Genomic DNA, 15,653 nt, shown 5'->3' on the forward strand with positions numbered 1-15,653 from the left:
AGGTAGCGTGACGTTGGCCATCGCGCAAGGTCTTGCCTGCGAGATGGGCGATCGGTCGCGGGAGGGGCGCGTTTTGCCCTGTTCGAGGCGACGTGCCCGGAAACTCAGCACAGGCCCCCACCTGACCTGCTGGCGCAGGTCTGTCCGCCCCCAAGCGGGGCGGAGAAGGGCAGGGCGCATCTCCTCCTCCCATTGGGGAGGGGGACCGCCGAACGGCGGTGGAGGGGGCCAGCGCCAAGCCGGCCCCCAAAGCACTACGACCGCAGCTTGCCGCCGGCCTTCTCGGCCGCCGTCACGATCTTGGCCGACAGGGCCTCGATCTCGACTTCGGTCAGGGTCGCTTCACGCGGTTGCACGACGATCTCGATCGCGATCGACTTGAAGCCCTCCGGCACGCCGGGGCCTTCATAGACGTCGAACACGCGCGCGGCGGTGATCAGCGCCTTGTCGGCGCCGGCCGCGGCCTTGACCAGATCGCCCGCCGCCTTGGTCTTCTCGACCAGGAAGGCGAAGTCGCGGGTCAACGGCATCAGGGCCGAGGGCGAGAAGGCCGGGCGGGACTTGATCGACTTCTTCTTGGGTTCGGGGATCGCTTCCAGGGTGATCTCGAAGCCGTAGACCGGGCCGGCGACGTCCAGAGCCTTCAGCATCGCCGGGTGGATCTCGCCGAACTCGGCCATTACCGCCTTGGGACCCAGCTGCAGGCGCGCCGAGCGGCCGGGGTGCCACCAGGACGAGGCCGAGCCCTGCGCCGTCTGCAGCGAGGCCACCGGCGCGCCCAGCTCTTCCAGCAGGGCCAGCAGGTCGGCCTTCACCGTGAACACGTCGTCTTGCGCCGCCTTGTCCCAGCCGCGCGGAGCCTTGGGGACCAGGATGGCCGAGATCACGGTGCGCTGGTCGTTGGGGCGCTCGCCGTGGAAGGTCGGGCCGATCTCGAACAGGGCCGCGTCGGGGAAGCCCTGGCGCGCGTTGCGGCCGGCCGCGTCGATCAGGTTGGGCAGCAGCGACGGACGCATGCAGTCCAGTTCCGAGGCGATCGGATTGGCCAGCAGCATCTCCGGCTGGCCGCCGCCGAACAGCCGCGCGGTCTCGTGGCTGGTGAAGCTGAAGGTCACGGCTTCCGAATAGCCGGCCGCCGCCAGGGCGCGACGGGCGGTGCGGGCGCGGGCCTGCTTGGCGGTCAGGATGCCGCCGACGGCGCGCGGAACTTCCGGCAGCGGCGTCGAGGGCAGGGCGCCGTAGCCGGCGATGCGGGCGACTTCTTCCACCAGATCGGCCTTGCCCTCCACGTCGCGGCGGAAGGTGGGCGGGGTCACGCAGACCACGCTTTCGGCGTGCATCGCGAACTCGGTCGTCGAGACGTCCTTGGGCGCTTCGATCTTGAAACCGAGGTCGGCCAGGATCTTCAGGCTACGCTCGGGCTCGATCTCAAGGCCCGACAGCTGGCCGACATAGGCCGGGTCGAACAGTACGGGCTTGGGCGCGGCCGGGGCCTCGCCGACCAGCAGCACTTCCGACGGCTCGCCGCCGCACAGCTCCAGGATCAGCTTGGTGGCCAGCTCGATGCCCGGGACCAGAGAGCCGGTGTCGACCGTGCGGGCGAAGCGGTACTGGGCGTCGCTGGCGATGCCGGTGGCGCGGCCGGTCTGGGCCGTGCGGATCGGGTCGAACCAGGCGCTCTCGACGAAGACGTCCGTGGTCTCTTCCGAGCAGCCGGTGCTCTCGCCGCCCATGACGCCGCCCAGACCGATCGGGCGCTCGCCGGACGCATCGGCGATCACCGACATCTCGGGCGTCAGCTCGTAGGTCTTGCCGTCCAGGGCGATCAGGTGCTCGTCGCCGTGGACGCCATGGCGGCCCAGGCGCGTCGAGATCTCGGTCCCCGACAGCTTGTGCGCGTCATAGACGTGCAGCGGGCGGGCGCGGTCGTAGGTGATCAGGTTGGTGACGTCCACGAGGGCGTTGATCGGACGCAGCCCGATGGCGGTCAGGCGATCCTGCAGCCACTTGGGCGAGGGGCCGTTCTTGACGCCGCGGATGTAACGGCCGGCGAAGACCGGGCAGGCCTCGCCGTCGACCTTGACGGTGATCGGCGACGGGAAGGTCCCGGGGATCGACGCGATCGACACGTCCTTCAGCTTGCCCACGCCGGCGGCGGCGAGATCGCGGGCGATGCCCACGACGCCCAGCCAGTCGGGACGGTTTGGGGTCACTTCGAAGTCGATGACGGCTTCCAGGCCCAGGGCGTCGACGGCCGGCGTGCCGACAGGCAAGGCGTCGGGCAGCTCCATGATGCCGGCGCTCTCGGTGGCGTATTCCAGCTCGGCGGCCGAGCAGAGCATGCCGTTGGAGATGACGCCGCGCACCGGCTTCTCGACCAGGGTCACGTCCAGGCCGGGCACATAGGCGCCGATCGGGGCGTAGATCGTGGTCAGACCCGCGCGGGCGTTCGGCGCGCCGCAGACGATCTCCTTGCGGCCGTCGACGGTGTCGACCTGGCAGACCTGCAGGCGATCGGCGTTGGGGTGGCGCGCGGCCTCGACGATCTTGCAGACCGTGAAGGGCTTCAGCTTGGTCGCCGGGTCGATGACGTGCTCGACCTCGAGCCCGGCCATGGTCATGGCCGCGACGATCTCGGGGACGGTGGCGGTGGTCTCAAGGTGATCCTTGAGCCAGGAGAGGGTGAATTTCATTTTCGGTCTCCAAGCCCCTCCCCCTTGCGGGGAGGGGTTGGGGTGGGGGTGCGTGCTCGGAGATGGCGGTGTTTCACCCCCACCCCCGGCCCCTCCCCGCAAGGGGGAGGGGAGGGTTCAGGTCTAGCTCAATCCCGACGCCGGGTTCGGCGCGGCGAACGCGCTAAAGCCGTAGTGCGCCAGCCAGCGGACGTCGGACGACCACATGTCGCGCAGGTCCGGCATGCCGTACTTCAGCATCCCAAGACGGTCGACGCCCATGCCGAAGGCGAAGCCCTGGTACTCGTCCGGATCGATGCCGCACGCGCGCAGCACGTTCGGGTGAACCATGCCGCAGCCCAGGATCTCGAGCCACGACGTGCCCTGGCCGATCTTGATCTCGCCGCCCGAGCGGTCGCACTGCACGTCCATCTCGGCCGACGGCTCGGTGAACGGGAAGTGGTGCGGCCGGAACTGGGTCGTGACCGCGTCGGTCTCGAAGAACCGCGCCAGGAAGGTCTCCAGGGTCCACTTCAGGTGGCCCATGTGGATGCCCTTGTCGATCACCAGGCCCTCGACCTGGTGGAACACCGGCGTGTGGGTGGCGTCGTTGTCCACGCGATAGGTGCGGCCCGGCGCGATGATGCGGATCGGAGGTTTCTGCGACACCATGGTCCGCACCTGCACGGGGCTGGTGTGGGTGCGCAGCAGCATACGTTCGCCGTCTTCCTTCGTATTGAAGAAGAAGGTGTCGTGCATCTCGCGGGCCGGGTGCTTCGGCGGGAAGTTCAGGGCCGTGAAATTGTGGAAGTCGTCCTCGATGTCCGGACCTTCGGCGACCGCGAAGCCCATCTCGGCGAAGATCGAGATCATCTCGTCCATGGTCTGCATGGTCGGGTGGACGCTGCCCTTGCGGCGGTAGGGCGCCGGCAGGGTGAGGTCCAGGGTCTCGCTGGCCAGGCGCGCGTCGAGTTCGGCGGCCTCGAGGGCGGCCTTCTTTTCGGCGACGGCGGCGGCGACGGCGTCGCGCAGGGCGTTGATCGCGGCGCCTTGCGTCTTGCGCTCCTCGGGGTTCATCGCCCCCAGGGTTTTCAGCAGGCCGGAGATCGAGCCGGTCTTGCCGAGGGCGGCGACGCGCACCGCATCGAGAGCGGCGAGGTCCGTCGCGCCGGCCACCTGGGCCAGGACGTCGGATTCGAGGGTGTTGAGATCGGTCATGACGGGCATCCGTCTAGAGCATTCGGGCGGGGCGGAGTAGGGGAGCGCGCAGCAAAAAGCCCTCCGGTTCGCACCGGAGGGCTTTTCTAGATCGCAATCGGGACGGACCCGAGAAAGACCTTAGGCGGCCAGGGCGGTGCGGACCTTGTCAGCAATAGCCTTGAACGCAGCCGGGTCGTTGCCCGCGATGTCGGCGAGGACCTTACGGTCGATCACCACACCCGCCACGTCCAGGCCGTGGATAAACTGCGAGTAGGTGAAGCCCTCGATGCGGGCGCCGGCGTTGATGCGTTGGATCCACAGCGAGCGGAAGGCGCGCTTGCGCACCTTGCGGTCGCGGTACGCGTATTGACCGGCCTTATCGACGGCGGCCTTGGCGGTGCGGATGGTGTTCTTGCGGCGGCCGTAGAAGCCCTTCGCCTGTTCAAGAACCTTCTTGTGCTTGGCGTGGGCGGTGACGCCACGTTTGACGCGAGCCATGTGTCAGCGCTCCTCTTAAAGGCCGTAGGGCAGGTACGAACGGATGGTCTTGGCGTCAGCCTCGCTCATCACCTTCGTTCCGCGGTTTTGGCGGATGTACTTGCCGTTGTGGCCGATCAGACGGTGGCGCTTGCCGGCGACGCCGGCTTTCAGCTTACCCGTGGCCGTGATCTTGAAGCGCTTCTTAGCGCCCGACTTCGTCTTCAACTTAGGCATTTCGCGTCGGAGCTTTCGCCCCGTCCTCTGGGATAGCAAGACGAACCGCCATGGCATGCCAATTGGCCAGGCGGTTCCGGAAAGGGGGCGTTACTAAGGGAAAGACTCGCCGAAGGCAAGCGCTTAGGCCTCAGGCCGCCGCTTTCGCGCGGTGGACGATCGTCACGGCGAGGAAGATAGCCGGAACCATCAGGGCCGCGCCGAACCAGTAGGGGCCGCCGATGGCGAGGCCGAACAGCGGACCGGCCAGCAGCGGACCGCCGATGCGGGCCAGCGAGCCGGCGGCCATGTTCAGACCCAGCATCTGGCCCTGGCGGTCCGGCGGGCTGGCGCGGGAGATCAGGGCCGCCACGCAGGGGAAGACCAGCGACTGGCCAAAAGCGGTGCAGCCGACGGCGACGATGGCCAGGACGGGATGGGTCACGAACGGCGAGACGAACAGGCTGGCGCAGATGATGACGAGGCCCACGGTCAGCACGCTGCCTTCGCCAAAGCGACGGGCCAGGCGTCCGGTCAGCAGGCCCTGGCCCAGCGAGGCGATGACGCCGATGACCGCGAAACACAGGCCGACCTCGCGCGGACCCCAGTCGAAGCGGGCGTTGGCCCACAGGCCGAAGATCGATTCCATGCCCGCGAAGGCGCCGGTCGAGACCAGGGTGACCAGCAGCACGCGCGACAGGATCGGGTGGGCCGAGGCCGCGCTCAAGGCCTCGCGCCGGCCGGGCTGCTTGACGCCCGGAGCGGAGGGCGCGCGGCTCTCGGCCACGAACAGCAGGACGCCGACCGTCGCCAGCGCCGCCATGCCGGCGGCCACGAACAGCGGGATCTGAAAGCCTAGCCTGCCGGCGCTGGGATGGGCCAGCAGGCCGCCCAGCGACGGGCCGATCACGAAGCCGGCCCCGAAGGCCGAGCCCAGCAGGCCCATGCGCCCGGCGCGCTTCTCGGGCGGCGTGACGTCGGCCATGTAGCCCTGGATGGTCGAGATGTTGCCGCTGCCAAAACCGCCGACCAGGCGGATGGCCATGGCGATCCAGATGTTCGGCGCGAAGGCCAGGGCCAGGTAGGCGATGGCGTTGGCGATGATGGTGACGATCAGCACCGGCCGCCGGCCGATGCGGTCGGACATCCGCCCCCAGAACGGCTCGCCGAAGAACTGGCCCAGGCTGTAGGCGGCGAACATGGTCGTCACCTGCCACGGGGCGGCGTGCATCGCCTTGGCGTAGAAGGGCAGCAGCGGAATGACCACGCCGAAGCCCACCAGGTTGATGAAGACAACCAGGAGCAGGACGGCCAGGGCGCGGGGACTATGGGCGGGTTCGGACATAGGGACGCGCGGTTTACGCCCGAACCTCGGCCTTGTCAGTCGGGCGGGTTGTTCTTTTCGACGAAGGCGACGGCCTCGGTCAGCATCTTCACGCGCGCCTCGCCGCGCGAGAACCAGTGGTCCTCGCCCTCCAGAGGCACCAGAGTGACCGGCTTGCCCGCCTTCTTCAGCGCGTCGGCCATGGCCTGACTCTGCTCGAAGCGCACGATGGTGTCGTCCGTACCGTGGATCAGCAGCACTGGGACATCCACGCGGTCAGCCAGCTTGACCGGCGAAATGGCGTCGAGGTCGGTTTTCTTGTCCGATCCCATGAAACGCAGCCAGTAGCGCGGAGAGGTCGAGCTGCGGGCGCCATGATCATCGAGGTTCGTCGACAGCATGCGGCCTGGATTGACCGGGCCGGCGCCCGACTTCGGGCACGGGGTTCCCAACCCGGTCCACATGCAGACCTCCTTGGGCGAGATGACCTCCTTGCGAACTAGGTTGAGGTCCGACGGGCCGTTGACCGAGACCGCACAGCGATAGACGCCCTTGTCCAGGGTGGGGCCCGCCAGGGCCGAGTAGCCGCCGTAGGAGGCGCCCATAATGCAGACGCGTTTGGGATCGATGACGCCTTGGCGCGCCAGGTCGCGGACGCCGTCCGAAAGGTCGGTCTGCATCTTGCGGCCCCACTCGCCGTAACCGGCCTTCACGAAGTCCTTTCCAAAGCCCGCCGAGCCCCGGAAGTTGGCCTGCAGCACGGCGTAGCCGCGCGAGGCCAGGGCCTGGCTCCACCAGTCGAAACCCGGCGCGTCGCGGCCTTCGGGGCCACCGTGCGCGAGGACGATCAGGGGCAGGTTCGTAGGCGGGCGTTCACGCGGCAGGGTGAGGTAGCCGCTGATCTCCAGGCCGTCGGCGGCCTTGTACTTGATCGAGCGCACCGGCGAGATCGCCTCGGGTTTGACATCCTCGTACACCCGGCTCTGGAACCAGCCTTTCCCGGTCCGCAGATCGATCAGGTAGTAGGCCGGGCCTTCGGTGGGCGTATCCACCTGCACGATCACGCGACTCCAGTCCCTGGACCACGACTTGAGGCTGACGCGCGCATCCTTGAACGGCTTGATGGCGGCGTACCAGGCGCTCTGCACGGCCGGATTGAAGAAGGTGTAGCGCAGCGCGTCGCCGTCCAGGGTGTAGCCGCCGAGCAGGCGGGCGCTGTACGGATCGTGGATCAGGCCGTCGAAATCAAGATCGTCCGGCAACGCCTCGCGCCCGCCGCCTCTGCTGTATTCGCGCAGGACGTCGTCGTCGCCGCGCCGCCAGACCAGCACCGACCTGCCGTCGCGGCCGAGGCCGGAGATCCCATACGTGCCGGCTGGCGAGTCGGCTTCGTCGACTTTCTTCCAGTTGCCGCCGGCCTTGATCAGCAGAGCGCCTCGGCCGCTCTTGATGTCGTAGGTGGATTGGGCGACCGACTTTCCATCGACGTCGACCAGCCAGCCGTCCGTGCTGTAGCGTGGCGTGTTCTCGGCTTGGCGCTGCGTCCCCGTCCGCAGGTTCACGGCGAACAGGGTGTCGGCTGCGGTTCCGCGCAGGTATTGGACCCCTTCCAGGAACACCACCGGGTCGCCCTTGATCATGCGCACCTGAGGCGGACCGACGATGACGTTGAAGGTCTGCTCCACGCCGATCTTGGTGCTGGTCTTCTTCGAGCCGTCCAGCAGCGGCCGGAGTATGTTGGTGGTGATGTTGAAGTCGCTGGCCATGAAATATTCGCGGGGCGGGCCCGCCAGGCTCATGCCCTGGGAGGCCTGCGAGACGACCAGCACGACGTGTTCTTCGCCCGCCCACATGACGCTGCGCAGCTTGTTGGCCTTCAGCGCGACGCCGGCGATGCCGCCGCCTTCGGTCTTGCGCACCGTCAGGTAGCGTTGCTCACCGTCAGTGGTGACCACCGCCAGCTTCGTGCCGTCCGGCGAGATGACCACCTCTTCGATCTTGGGAAGGGCGCCGTAGAGGGCGAGGTCGGGCTTGTCCGCCGCGACGGCGGGGGCCGCCAGGCTCAGAACGGCGGCTACGCTCGCCGCCACGATGATCCTCAGCATCACAAACTCCTCGGCCCATGAACTCGAGTGAAGAGTGCCGCGAAATGGCTAGATCTGTAAATCTTAAGTTGATCTCGCCGGCCGCGAGGTGAGCGCCTTGTCCGTGGGGATCAGTCGGGCGGGTTGTTCTTTTCGACGAAGGCGACGGTCTCGGTCAGCATCCTCAGGCGCGTGGCGCCGCGCGACAGCCAGTGGTCCTCGCCGTCCAGGGTGATGAAACTGACCGGCTTGCCGGCCTTCTTCAGGGCGGCGGCCATGGCCTGGCTCTGGTCGTAGCGCACCACGGTGTCGTCCTTGCCATGGATCAGCAGGACGGGGATGTCGACCTTGGCGGCCTGCTGGGCGGGAGAGATGGCGGCCAGGTCGGGATCCCTTATCCCGTCGGCCCCCATGAACCGTAGCCAGTAGCGCTGGGAGGGGCCCGTTTCGCCGTTGTTGGCGTCGCGAACGGACAGCAGCATCTTCCTCAGGTCCGACGGCCCGGCCACCGAGACAGCGCAGCGATAGACGCCGCGATCCAGCGTCGCCCCGGCCAGGGCCGCGTAGCCGCCGTAGCTGGCGCCGACGATGCAGACGCGTTTAGGATCCACGACGCCCTGTTTCGTCAGGTCGCGGACGCCATCGGACAGGTCCGTCTGCATCTTCTTGCCCCACTCGCCGAAGCCCGCCTTGACGAAGTCCCAGCCAAAGCCTTCGGAGCCTCGGAAATTGGGCTGAAGCACGGCATAGCCGCGCGAGGCCAAGGCCTGGCTCCACCAGTCGAAACCGGGTGTGTCGCGGCCCTCCGGGCCGCCGTGCGGCAGCACGATCAGCGGCAGGTTCTTCGGATCGCGACCCTTGGGCAGGGTCAGATAGCCGGTAATCTCCAGGCCGTCGGCGGCCTTGTACTTGATCGCGCGGACCGGCGAGATCGCCGCGGGGGTAAGGCTCTCGTAGACGTCGCCCAGCCAAACGGCCCGCTTGGCGTTGAGATCGACCAGGGCATAGGCCTGCCCGGCCTCGGGCGAGTCGACCAGCACCACCACGTGCTTGCGGTCCTTTGACCAGGAGGCGAGCGAGACGCGGTCGCCCTTGAAGGCCTTGATCACCGCGTTCCAAGCCTTCTGGCTGGTCTCGTCGAAGAAGGTGTAGGTCAGGTCATCGCCCTTGAGCGTGACGCCGCCCAGCAGGGCCAGGGTGGCTGGATCGTGGATCAGGCTGCTGAGGTCGAGGTCGTTGGGCAGGTCGACATGCTTGTCGCCGCCGTATTCGCGCAGGAAGTCCTTGTTCTTGTCGTCGGTCCGCCAGACCAGCACCGATTTGCCGTCGCGGCCGAAGCCGGCGATGCCGTACGAGCCCATCGGCGTGTCGGCCTCGTCGACCGTGCGCCAGGCGTTGTTCAGCTTCATGCGCAGCGACCAGTGGCCGCGCTTGCTGTCGTACAGGGTTTGGGCCACCGGCTCGCCCTGCGTGTCGACCAGCCAGCCGTCGGTGTCGATGCGCGCGCCTCGATCCAGCGCCCGTGTCACGTTTGTGCGCAGGTTGACGCGGTACAGCATGTCCACGCCCTGATTGTCGATGAACTGGATGCCCTCCAGGAAAACGAACGGCTCGTTGTCGATGATGCGCGGCATCGGCGGACCGATGATCACGTTCATGGCCGACGGCTGGTTGCGCAGCAGAGGCGTCTGCTTTTTGGTCTTCAGATTGAAGTCCGTGGCCATGTAGTACTCGCGCGCCGGACCCGAGAGGCCCATCACGTCGGCGGTCTGGGAGGCCACCATCAGCAGATGGTCCTCACCGACCCAGGTGACCCCGCGCAACTTGGTGGGGCCGGCATTGATGCCGGCGAGGATACCGCCGCCGACCTGGCGGACGACCAGGGAGCGCTGCTCGCCATTGGTCAGGATAACCGCCAGCTTCGTGCCGTCGGGCGAGATTTCGACCCCTTCGATGGTCGGTAGTTGGCCGTAGACAGCAAGACCGGGTTTGTCGGCGGCGCGCGCCGGACCCGACAGCAGAACGAAACAGGCCGCACCGGCGGCCAGGATGGACTTCAACACGCGACAGCTCCCCCAACTGCGCCAAACTCTACCAGAGGGTGCGGGTGTGTCGAGGCGCTCGAAGAGCGACAAGCGCCCAAAACAAAACGCCCCGGCCGCAGGGGCCGGGGCGCTTCGATGTCTACCCGTGATCGGATCTTAGCGCGGGGCCAGGATCATGATCATCTGACGGCCTTCCATGCGCGGCTCGTACTCGACCTTGGCGACTTCGTCGAAGTCGGCCTTGACCTTGTGGAGCAGCTTCATGCCCAGCTCGGGGTGCGCCATTTCACGACCGCGGAAGCGCAGGGTGACCTTCACCTTGTCGCCTTCCTCGAAGAAGCGAGTCATGGCTTTCGCCTTCACTTCATAGTCGTGGATGTCGATGTTCGGCCGGAGCTTGATCTCCTTGAGCTCGACCACCTTCTGCCGCTTGCGCGCCTCGTTCTTCTTCTTCTGCTCCTGGAACTTGAACTTGCCGTAGTCCAGGATCTTGCAGACGGGCGGATTGGCGTTCGGAACGATTTCCACCAGGTCCAGGCCAGCTTCCTCGGCCGCTTCCATAGCGGACGCGGTCGGCATCTCGCCTTGCTTCTCGCCGTTTTGGTCGATCAGCAGGACGCGGGGGACGCGGATGTCTTCGTTGATACGCGGTCCGTCTTTAACGGGCGGCGTTTGCATAGGACGGCGAATAGGGGCGGCTCCGGGACTGTTGATGTGAAGCGTGAGTAGTAAGGGTATAGCTGAACGCGCGCGCACCGCGCTGGGCGCGCCGCGAGAAAGTGATATATGACGCGCCGGCCGCGCTCTATCAAGCGAAGGCGGTCAAAGAGACGTCGGGCGGGTCCAGTTTTTTCTGATCCCAGCGTGCGCGGGGGTGGAAACGGCGAGACGGGGACGTGTTTTCCCTCTTCAAGACGCCCCCCGAGCTCCATGAATCAGCATCGTCACACCGCCTTGGAGGACGTCCACGCCCTCCTGATCGGCTCCAGCTTCATCGCCGTGGGCCTGACCCTGCTCAAGGCCGCGGGCCTCGTGACGGGCGGCGTGGCCGGGGTGGCGCTGATCCTCTCGTACCTGGGCGGCTGGCCCGTGGGGACGGTGTTCTTCCTGCTGAACCTGCCGTTCTACGTCCTGGCTCAACGGACCATGGGCTGGGTCTTCACCTTCAAGACCTTGGCGACAAACCTGCTGCTGGCCGGCCTGGCCTTCGGCATGCCGCACTGGCTGAAGATCAGCCACGTCGACTCGATCTTCTCGGCCGTGTTCGGCGGCACGATCATCGGCATGGGCATCCTGGCCCTGGCCCGTCACCGCTCCAGCGTCGGCGGGATCGGGGTGCTGGCGCTCTATCTGCACGAGCGCCGGGGCGTCAGCGCCGGCAAGGTCCAGTTGGCCGCCGATTGCCTGGTCGTCCTGGCGGCCTTCTTCACGATCCCGTTCGACAAGCTGTTGCTGTCGATCGCCAGCGCGGTGGCGCTGAGCGCGGTGATCATCGCCAACCACAAGCCGGGCCGGTACGCGGGGTACTGACCCGCGAATCAGTGGGGCAGCAGCGCCATCGCCGCGCTGGCCACGGTGCTGACCGGCAGGGCCTTCAGGTCGGGCGAGCGGATCACCGCCACGTGGCCCCGCGGGCCGCACAGCTCGGGATCCGAGGCGTCGGAAAACAGGGCGATGGTCGGGGCTCCGGCGGCGGCCAGCAGGTGGGTCGGGCCCGTGTCGTTGCCGACGGCCAGGGCGGCCTTGGCTCCCAGCACGGCCAACTGAGCGAAGTCGGTGCGGCCAGTCAGATCGCGAGCCCCGCCGACGGCCTTCTGGATGTGGCGGGCCATGGCGCTTTCCTGCGGGCCACCGATGATGACGATGTCCAGGCCCCGCGCCTTCAGCAGCGAGCCCAGTTGGGCGTAGTTCTCGACCGGCCAGCGTTTCTCCGGCCGGTGGGCGGAGCCGCCCGGCACGAACAGGACGTAGGGGCGCGGCGCGGCGGCGCCGGCGACGGGGCGCGGCTCCTTTTGCTTGCGCAGGATCCACGACAGGTCCGGTGGCGGGGCGCTGCCCGGCTCGGTTGGGGCGTCGGGCCAGATGCCGGCGGCGCGAAGTTGGTCGGCCTGGCGCTCCAGGGTGTGCATGCGCAGCCGCGCCGCCCCCTTCTGCGGCAGCGACGCGCCGAAGGCGACGCCGCTCCATTGTGGCGGGAAGGGACGCAGCAGCTGGAAGTACCAGTTGGTGCGGCTGTTGGTCTGCAGGTCGTAGATCCGGTCGTAGCGCGCCTTGCGGATACGACCGATCATGGCCAGGGTCTCGCCCAGGTCGCTGGGCCGGCCATCGGTGTCGACGGTGTTGAAGTACGGGCTGAGCTTGGCCAGGGCTTCGTAAGGCGGCGTGGTCAGGAGCGTGATCTTGGCCTTGGGGTGGGCCTCGCGGATCTTCTTCATCGCCGCGAGCGACAGGACGAAGTCGCCCAGGGCTCCCAGCTTGATCACCAGAACCTTCTTGATCTCCTTGCTCAAGACGAACGCTCCGAACTCAATATGCGTGCATAGACCTTGAGGGTCGCTTCGCACATAGCGTCCACCGAATACAACCGCCGCGCACGAAGACGTGCGGCCTGGCCCAGGGCCTGTCGTCCGGCCGCGCCGATCTCGCAGGCTTCGAGCAGGGCGTCGGCCCAGGCCTCGGCGTCGCCGGGCGCGACGAGCCAGCCGGTCTCGCCGGGGATGATGGTCTCGCGCGTCGCTCCGTGGTCCGAGGCCATGGCCGGGCGGCCCATGACTTGCGGCTCGACCGCGGTGCGGCCGAAGGCCTCCGGCTCCAGCGACGGGGCGATGGCGATGTCGGCCAGCAGGTAGGCGGCCGGCATGTCGTCGCAGTGTCCGACCAGCTTGACCGCGGCCTGCAGTCCGGCGGCGGCGATGGCGGCCTCAAGCTCGGCGCGATAGCCCTTGCGGCCCTGGTCGTCGCCGGCCAGCAGCAGCAGCACCCGATCCTCGCCGCGCGCCTTCAGCAGGGTCATGGCCTCGATCATCAGGGCCTGGCCCTTCCAGCGGGTCAGGCGACCGGCCAGCAGCACCTTCAGCCGGCGCTCGCCATCGGCCACGTCCCAGGCCTTGCGCAGGGCCGCGATGCGGTCGGCGCCGACCACGCCCGGCTCGAAGCGGGTGAGGTCGACGCCGCGCGGGATGGCCACGACCTTCTCGGGCGCGATGTTGTGTTCTCGAATGATGTGGTCGCGCGTGTACTCGGAATTGGCGATGACCAGGTCGCCCTTGGTCATGACCGCGTTGTACCAGCGTTTCAGATTGGACCTGGCGTTGTAGACGCCATGATAGGTGGCCACGAACGGGACCTTGGTCGCGTGGGCGGCCCACAGGGCGCTGAAGGCCGGAGCGCGCGAGCGGGCGTGGACCAGACTGACTTTCTCGCGCCGGATCAGGTCGATCAGCCGCGCGGCGTTGCCCAGCATGATCAGCGGGTTCTTCGACTGGGCGGGCATCTGGGCCAGACGGCCGCCATCGGCCTCCAGGCGCGAGGCCATGCGCCCGCCCTTCGTCGCGACCAGGGCCTTGCCGCCTTGCGCCACGACGGCGTGGGCGACATCAATCGTCGTCTGCTCGGCCCCGCCTGTTTCCAGCTCAGGCGTGACTTGCAGCAGGGTAAAGCCGGCGGGTAGGTCGGGCACGCGACTCTCGATGAAACGAACGCGTTTTAGTTAACGAAAGGATCAAGGCGACGCCATGACCGAATCCCCAGGCGCTGTGACGCGCGAAGACGGTTCGAAGATCGCTTTCCGCCGTATCGAGGGCGAAGGCCCCACGGTCGTCTGGCTGGGCGGCTTCCACAGCGACATGACGGGGACCAAGGCCGAGGTCCTGGCCGAGCAGGCCAAGGCGACAGGCGGCAACTATGTCCGCTTCGACTATTTCGGCCACGGCGCGTCCGATGGCGCGTTCAAGGACGGCACGATCAGCCGCTGGCGCGAGGACGCCCTGGCGGTGATCGACCAGCTGACCGACGGGCCGTTGGTGCTGGTCGGCTCGTCCATGGGCGGCTGGCTGTCGTGCCTGGCCGCCATCGCCCGGCCTGACCGGGTGAAGGCCATGGTGCTGATCGCGCCCGCGCCGGACTTCACCGAGAAGCTGATGGAGCCCGAGCTGTCGGCCGACGCCAAGGCGGCCATCGCCCGCGACGGCTTCTGGATCCGGCCGTCCGAGTACGACGACGGCGGTTACGCCATTACCCGCGAACTTCTGGAAGATGGGGCGCGGTGGTCGATTCTGCCGGGACCGGTCCCGATCGACGTCCCCGTGCGGGTGCTGCAGGGCGGCGCCGACCCGGACGTGCCTTGGACCCACGCCCTGGAGCTGGCCAACGCTCTCAACAGCCAGGACGTCGTCTTCAGTCTGATCAAGGACGGCGATCACCGGCTCTCGCGTCCTCAGGATCTGCAACGCATCGTCGTCGCTGTCGCCGAAGCCAAGGGCTTGGCCGAACCGGAAGAGGGCGATCTCGTCTCTCGCCGCTTGGCGCGGGCCGCGCGGCTACGCAACGCGGCGGGTCTGGATGCGGTGGGGATCGCTCCGAGGCCGCCGGCTATCGACGACGAGTAGGTCTCTAACCGCCCGCCTTCAGGATCGCCGCCAGGCCCTCGCGGTAGGTCGGATAGGCCGGCCGCCAGCCCAGCTCCGCCTTGGCCAGAGCGTTCGAGACGCGCTTGTTCTCGGCATAGAAGCGGCGGGTGGCGGGGGACATGCCCAGTGCGTTGAACGGCAGGTCCGGCGGGACCGGGACGCCCAACAGCTTGGCGGCATGCTCCATGACGTCCTGCGGCGGGGCCGGCGCGTCGTCGACCAGGTTGTAGACGCCGCCCGCCCTAGGTCGGTCGAGCGAGGCCAGCAGGCCCGAGACGATGTCGTCGAGATGGATGCGGCTGAACACCTGGCCCGGCTTGACGATGCGACGGCCTTCGCCGGCGCGCAGGCGATCCAGGGCGCTTCTGCCCGGGCCATAGATGCCGGGCAGGCGGAAGGCGGTTACGGTCAGGCCCATGCCGCGTCCGACCTGGCGCCAGTCGCGTTCGGCCCCGACCCGGCGGGCGCCCTCGACCGACTGGGCCTTCAGCGGCGTGGTCTCGAACACCCAGCGGCCGTCGTAGTCGCCATAGACGCCGGTCGTTGACAGATAGCCGATCCAGTCGGGGAAGGCCTGAGCCTGGGCGAGCGCGGGAACCAGCGATTCAAGGGCCGGACAGCCGTCGGGGCCGGGCGGGGCGGTGACGAGCACGGCGCTCACCCCCAGGAGCGCGGCGGCGATGGCCTCGCGGTCGTCCGGATGGGCGGGCGTGATCGCCTGGGCGCGCAGCCGATCGGCCTGGTCCGCGTCCCGCGCCGTGGCGGCGATCTCCCACCCTCGGGCTCGCAAGGCGCGCGAAAAGGCCGCGCCGACATAGCCCATACCGAACACAAACAGACGCAACGCCTAGAACTCCGCCCCTGGAAAAGCCCAGCCTAAACCCGTCCGGATCAAGCCTCCGAAAAAAGGCTGTCGGCAACCCCTCAAAGGGCGCTTGCCAAGCGCGAAGGCCTCTGCCATAAGCCGCCTCCTCGTCGCGGGGCGCTCTTTTGAGCCTCGCCGATGC

General features: G+C 67.9%; 13 protein-coding genes. 2 read left to right on the forward strand and 11 right to left on the reverse strand.

The genetic code is table 11. The features are described 5' to 3' along the window. Positions 1 to 254 precede the first annotated feature (254 nt). The 8 genes from pheT to infC all read right to left on the reverse strand — a co-directional run bounded on the left by pheT (position 255) and on the right by infC (position 10,696). Positions 255 to 2,693, reverse strand: coding sequence for a phenylalanine--tRNA ligase subunit beta (gene pheT, locus AC1RNC_RS01715; RefSeq protein ID WP_492883201.1), 2,439 nt, complete (start codon positions 2,691 to 2,693; stop codon positions 255 to 257). 123 nt (positions 2,694 to 2,816) lie between these two features. Continuing rightward, positions 2,817 to 3,890, reverse strand: a complete 1,074-nt coding sequence (gene pheS, locus AC1RNC_RS01720; RefSeq protein WP_492883204.1) for a phenylalanine--tRNA ligase subunit alpha — start codon at positions 3,888 to 3,890, stop codon at positions 2,817 to 2,819. Between the two features lie 120 nt (positions 3,891 to 4,010). Continuing rightward, the gene (gene rplT / locus AC1RNC_RS01725; protein ID WP_099580311.1) at positions 4,011 to 4,370 is read right to left on the reverse strand and encodes a 50S ribosomal protein L20; all 360 of its coding nucleotides are present in this window, start codon (positions 4,368 to 4,370) and stop codon (positions 4,011 to 4,013) included. A 15-nt stretch (positions 4,371 to 4,385) separates the two neighbouring features. Next, a complete protein-coding gene (rpmI, locus tag AC1RNC_RS01730; protein ID WP_018061454.1) occupies positions 4,386 to 4,586 on the reverse strand; it encodes a 50S ribosomal protein L35 in 201 nt (66 codons plus the stop codon). A gap of 130 nt (positions 4,587 to 4,716) precedes the next feature. After that, positions 4,717 to 5,949 carry an MFS transporter gene (locus AC1RNC_RS01735; protein WP_492884368.1) on the reverse strand — a complete coding sequence of 411 codons (1,233 nt, stop codon included), beginning with the start codon at positions 5,947 to 5,949 and terminating at the stop codon, positions 4,717 to 4,719. Next, positions 5,946 to 7,994: an alpha/beta hydrolase family protein gene (locus tag AC1RNC_RS01740; protein WP_492883207.1), complete on the reverse strand. Its 2,049-nt coding sequence runs from the start codon at positions 7,992 to 7,994 to the stop codon at positions 5,946 to 5,948. The genes AC1RNC_RS01735 and AC1RNC_RS01740 overlap by 4 nt, the downstream gene beginning before the upstream one ends. Before the next feature lie 110 nt (positions 7,995 to 8,104). Further along, positions 8,105 to 10,036 (reverse strand): alpha/beta hydrolase family protein, encoded by a 1,932-nt coding sequence (locus AC1RNC_RS01745; RefSeq protein ID WP_492883209.1) that lies wholly within the window; start codon positions 10,034 to 10,036, stop codon positions 8,105 to 8,107. 138 nt (positions 10,037 to 10,174) lie between these two features. After that, complete coding sequence (gene infC, locus AC1RNC_RS01750) at positions 10,175 to 10,696, reverse strand: translation initiation factor IF-3 (RefSeq protein WP_099580303.1); 522 nt, start codon at positions 10,694 to 10,696, stop codon at positions 10,175 to 10,177. Between the two features lie 252 nt (positions 10,697 to 10,948). Between infC and AC1RNC_RS01755 the strand changes: the two genes are divergently transcribed. Continuing rightward, the gene (locus AC1RNC_RS01755; protein ID WP_492883211.1) at positions 10,949 to 11,548 is read left to right on the forward strand and encodes a YitT family protein; all 600 of its coding nucleotides are present in this window, start codon (positions 10,949 to 10,951) and stop codon (positions 11,546 to 11,548) included. Positions 11,549 to 11,556: 8 nt separating this feature from the next. Here the strand turns inward: AC1RNC_RS01755 and AC1RNC_RS01760 are convergent, their stop codons facing one another. Continuing rightward, positions 11,557 to 12,528, reverse strand: coding sequence for a glycosyltransferase family 9 protein (locus tag AC1RNC_RS01760; protein WP_492883213.1), 972 nt, complete (start codon positions 12,526 to 12,528; stop codon positions 11,557 to 11,559). Then, on the reverse strand, positions 12,525 to 13,697 hold the full coding sequence (locus AC1RNC_RS01765; RefSeq protein ID WP_492883215.1) for a glycosyltransferase family 4 protein: 1,173 nt from the start codon (positions 13,695 to 13,697) through the stop codon (positions 12,525 to 12,527). Before AC1RNC_RS01765 ends, AC1RNC_RS01760 begins: the two co-directional genes overlap by 4 nt. Before the next feature lie 55 nt (positions 13,698 to 13,752). Here AC1RNC_RS01765 and AC1RNC_RS01770 point away from each other — a divergent pair, with 55 nt between their 5' ends. Further along, positions 13,753 to 14,625: an alpha/beta fold hydrolase gene (locus tag AC1RNC_RS01770; protein WP_492883217.1), complete on the forward strand. Its 873-nt coding sequence runs from the start codon at positions 13,753 to 13,755 to the stop codon at positions 14,623 to 14,625. A 4-nt stretch (positions 14,626 to 14,629) separates the two neighbouring features. Here AC1RNC_RS01770 and AC1RNC_RS01775 read toward each other — a convergent pair whose 3' ends face one another. Continuing rightward, entirely contained in the window at positions 14,630 to 15,490 is an 861-nt protein-coding gene (locus tag AC1RNC_RS01775) for an SDR family oxidoreductase (protein WP_492883219.1), read from the reverse strand. Positions 15,491 to 15,653 lie beyond the last annotated feature (163 nt).

The organism is Caulobacter sp. GW822-FHT01G02 (genome assembly GCF_058802865.1).

Excerpts from the sequence above, each read along its gene's own strand:
- pheT (WP_492883201.1), bottom strand. The coding sequence starts at position 2,693 with ATGAAATTCACCCTCTCCTGGCTCAAGGATCACCTTGAGACCACCGCC.
- pheS (WP_492883204.1), bottom strand. The coding sequence starts at position 3,890 with ATGACCGATCTCAACACCCTCGAATCCGACGTCCTGGCCCAGGTGGCC.
- rplT (WP_099580311.1), bottom strand. The coding sequence starts at position 4,370 with ATGGCTCGCGTCAAACGTGGCGTCACCGCCCACGCCAAGCACAAGAAG.
- rpmI (WP_018061454.1), bottom strand. The coding sequence starts at position 4,586 with ATGCCTAAGTTGAAGACGAAGTCGGGCGCTAAGAAGCGCTTCAAGATC.
- AC1RNC_RS01740 (WP_492883207.1), bottom strand. The coding sequence starts at position 7,994 with ATGCTGAGGATCATCGTGGCGGCGAGCGTAGCCGCCGTTCTGAGCCTG.
- infC (WP_099580303.1), bottom strand. The coding sequence starts at position 10,696 with ATGCAAACGCCGCCCGTTAAAGACGGACCGCGTATCAACGAAGACATC.
- AC1RNC_RS01755 (WP_492883211.1), top strand. The coding sequence starts at position 10,949 with ATGAATCAGCATCGTCACACCGCCTTGGAGGACGTCCACGCCCTCCTG.
- AC1RNC_RS01770 (WP_492883217.1), top strand. The coding sequence starts at position 13,753 with ATGACCGAATCCCCAGGCGCTGTGACGCGCGAAGACGGTTCGAAGATC.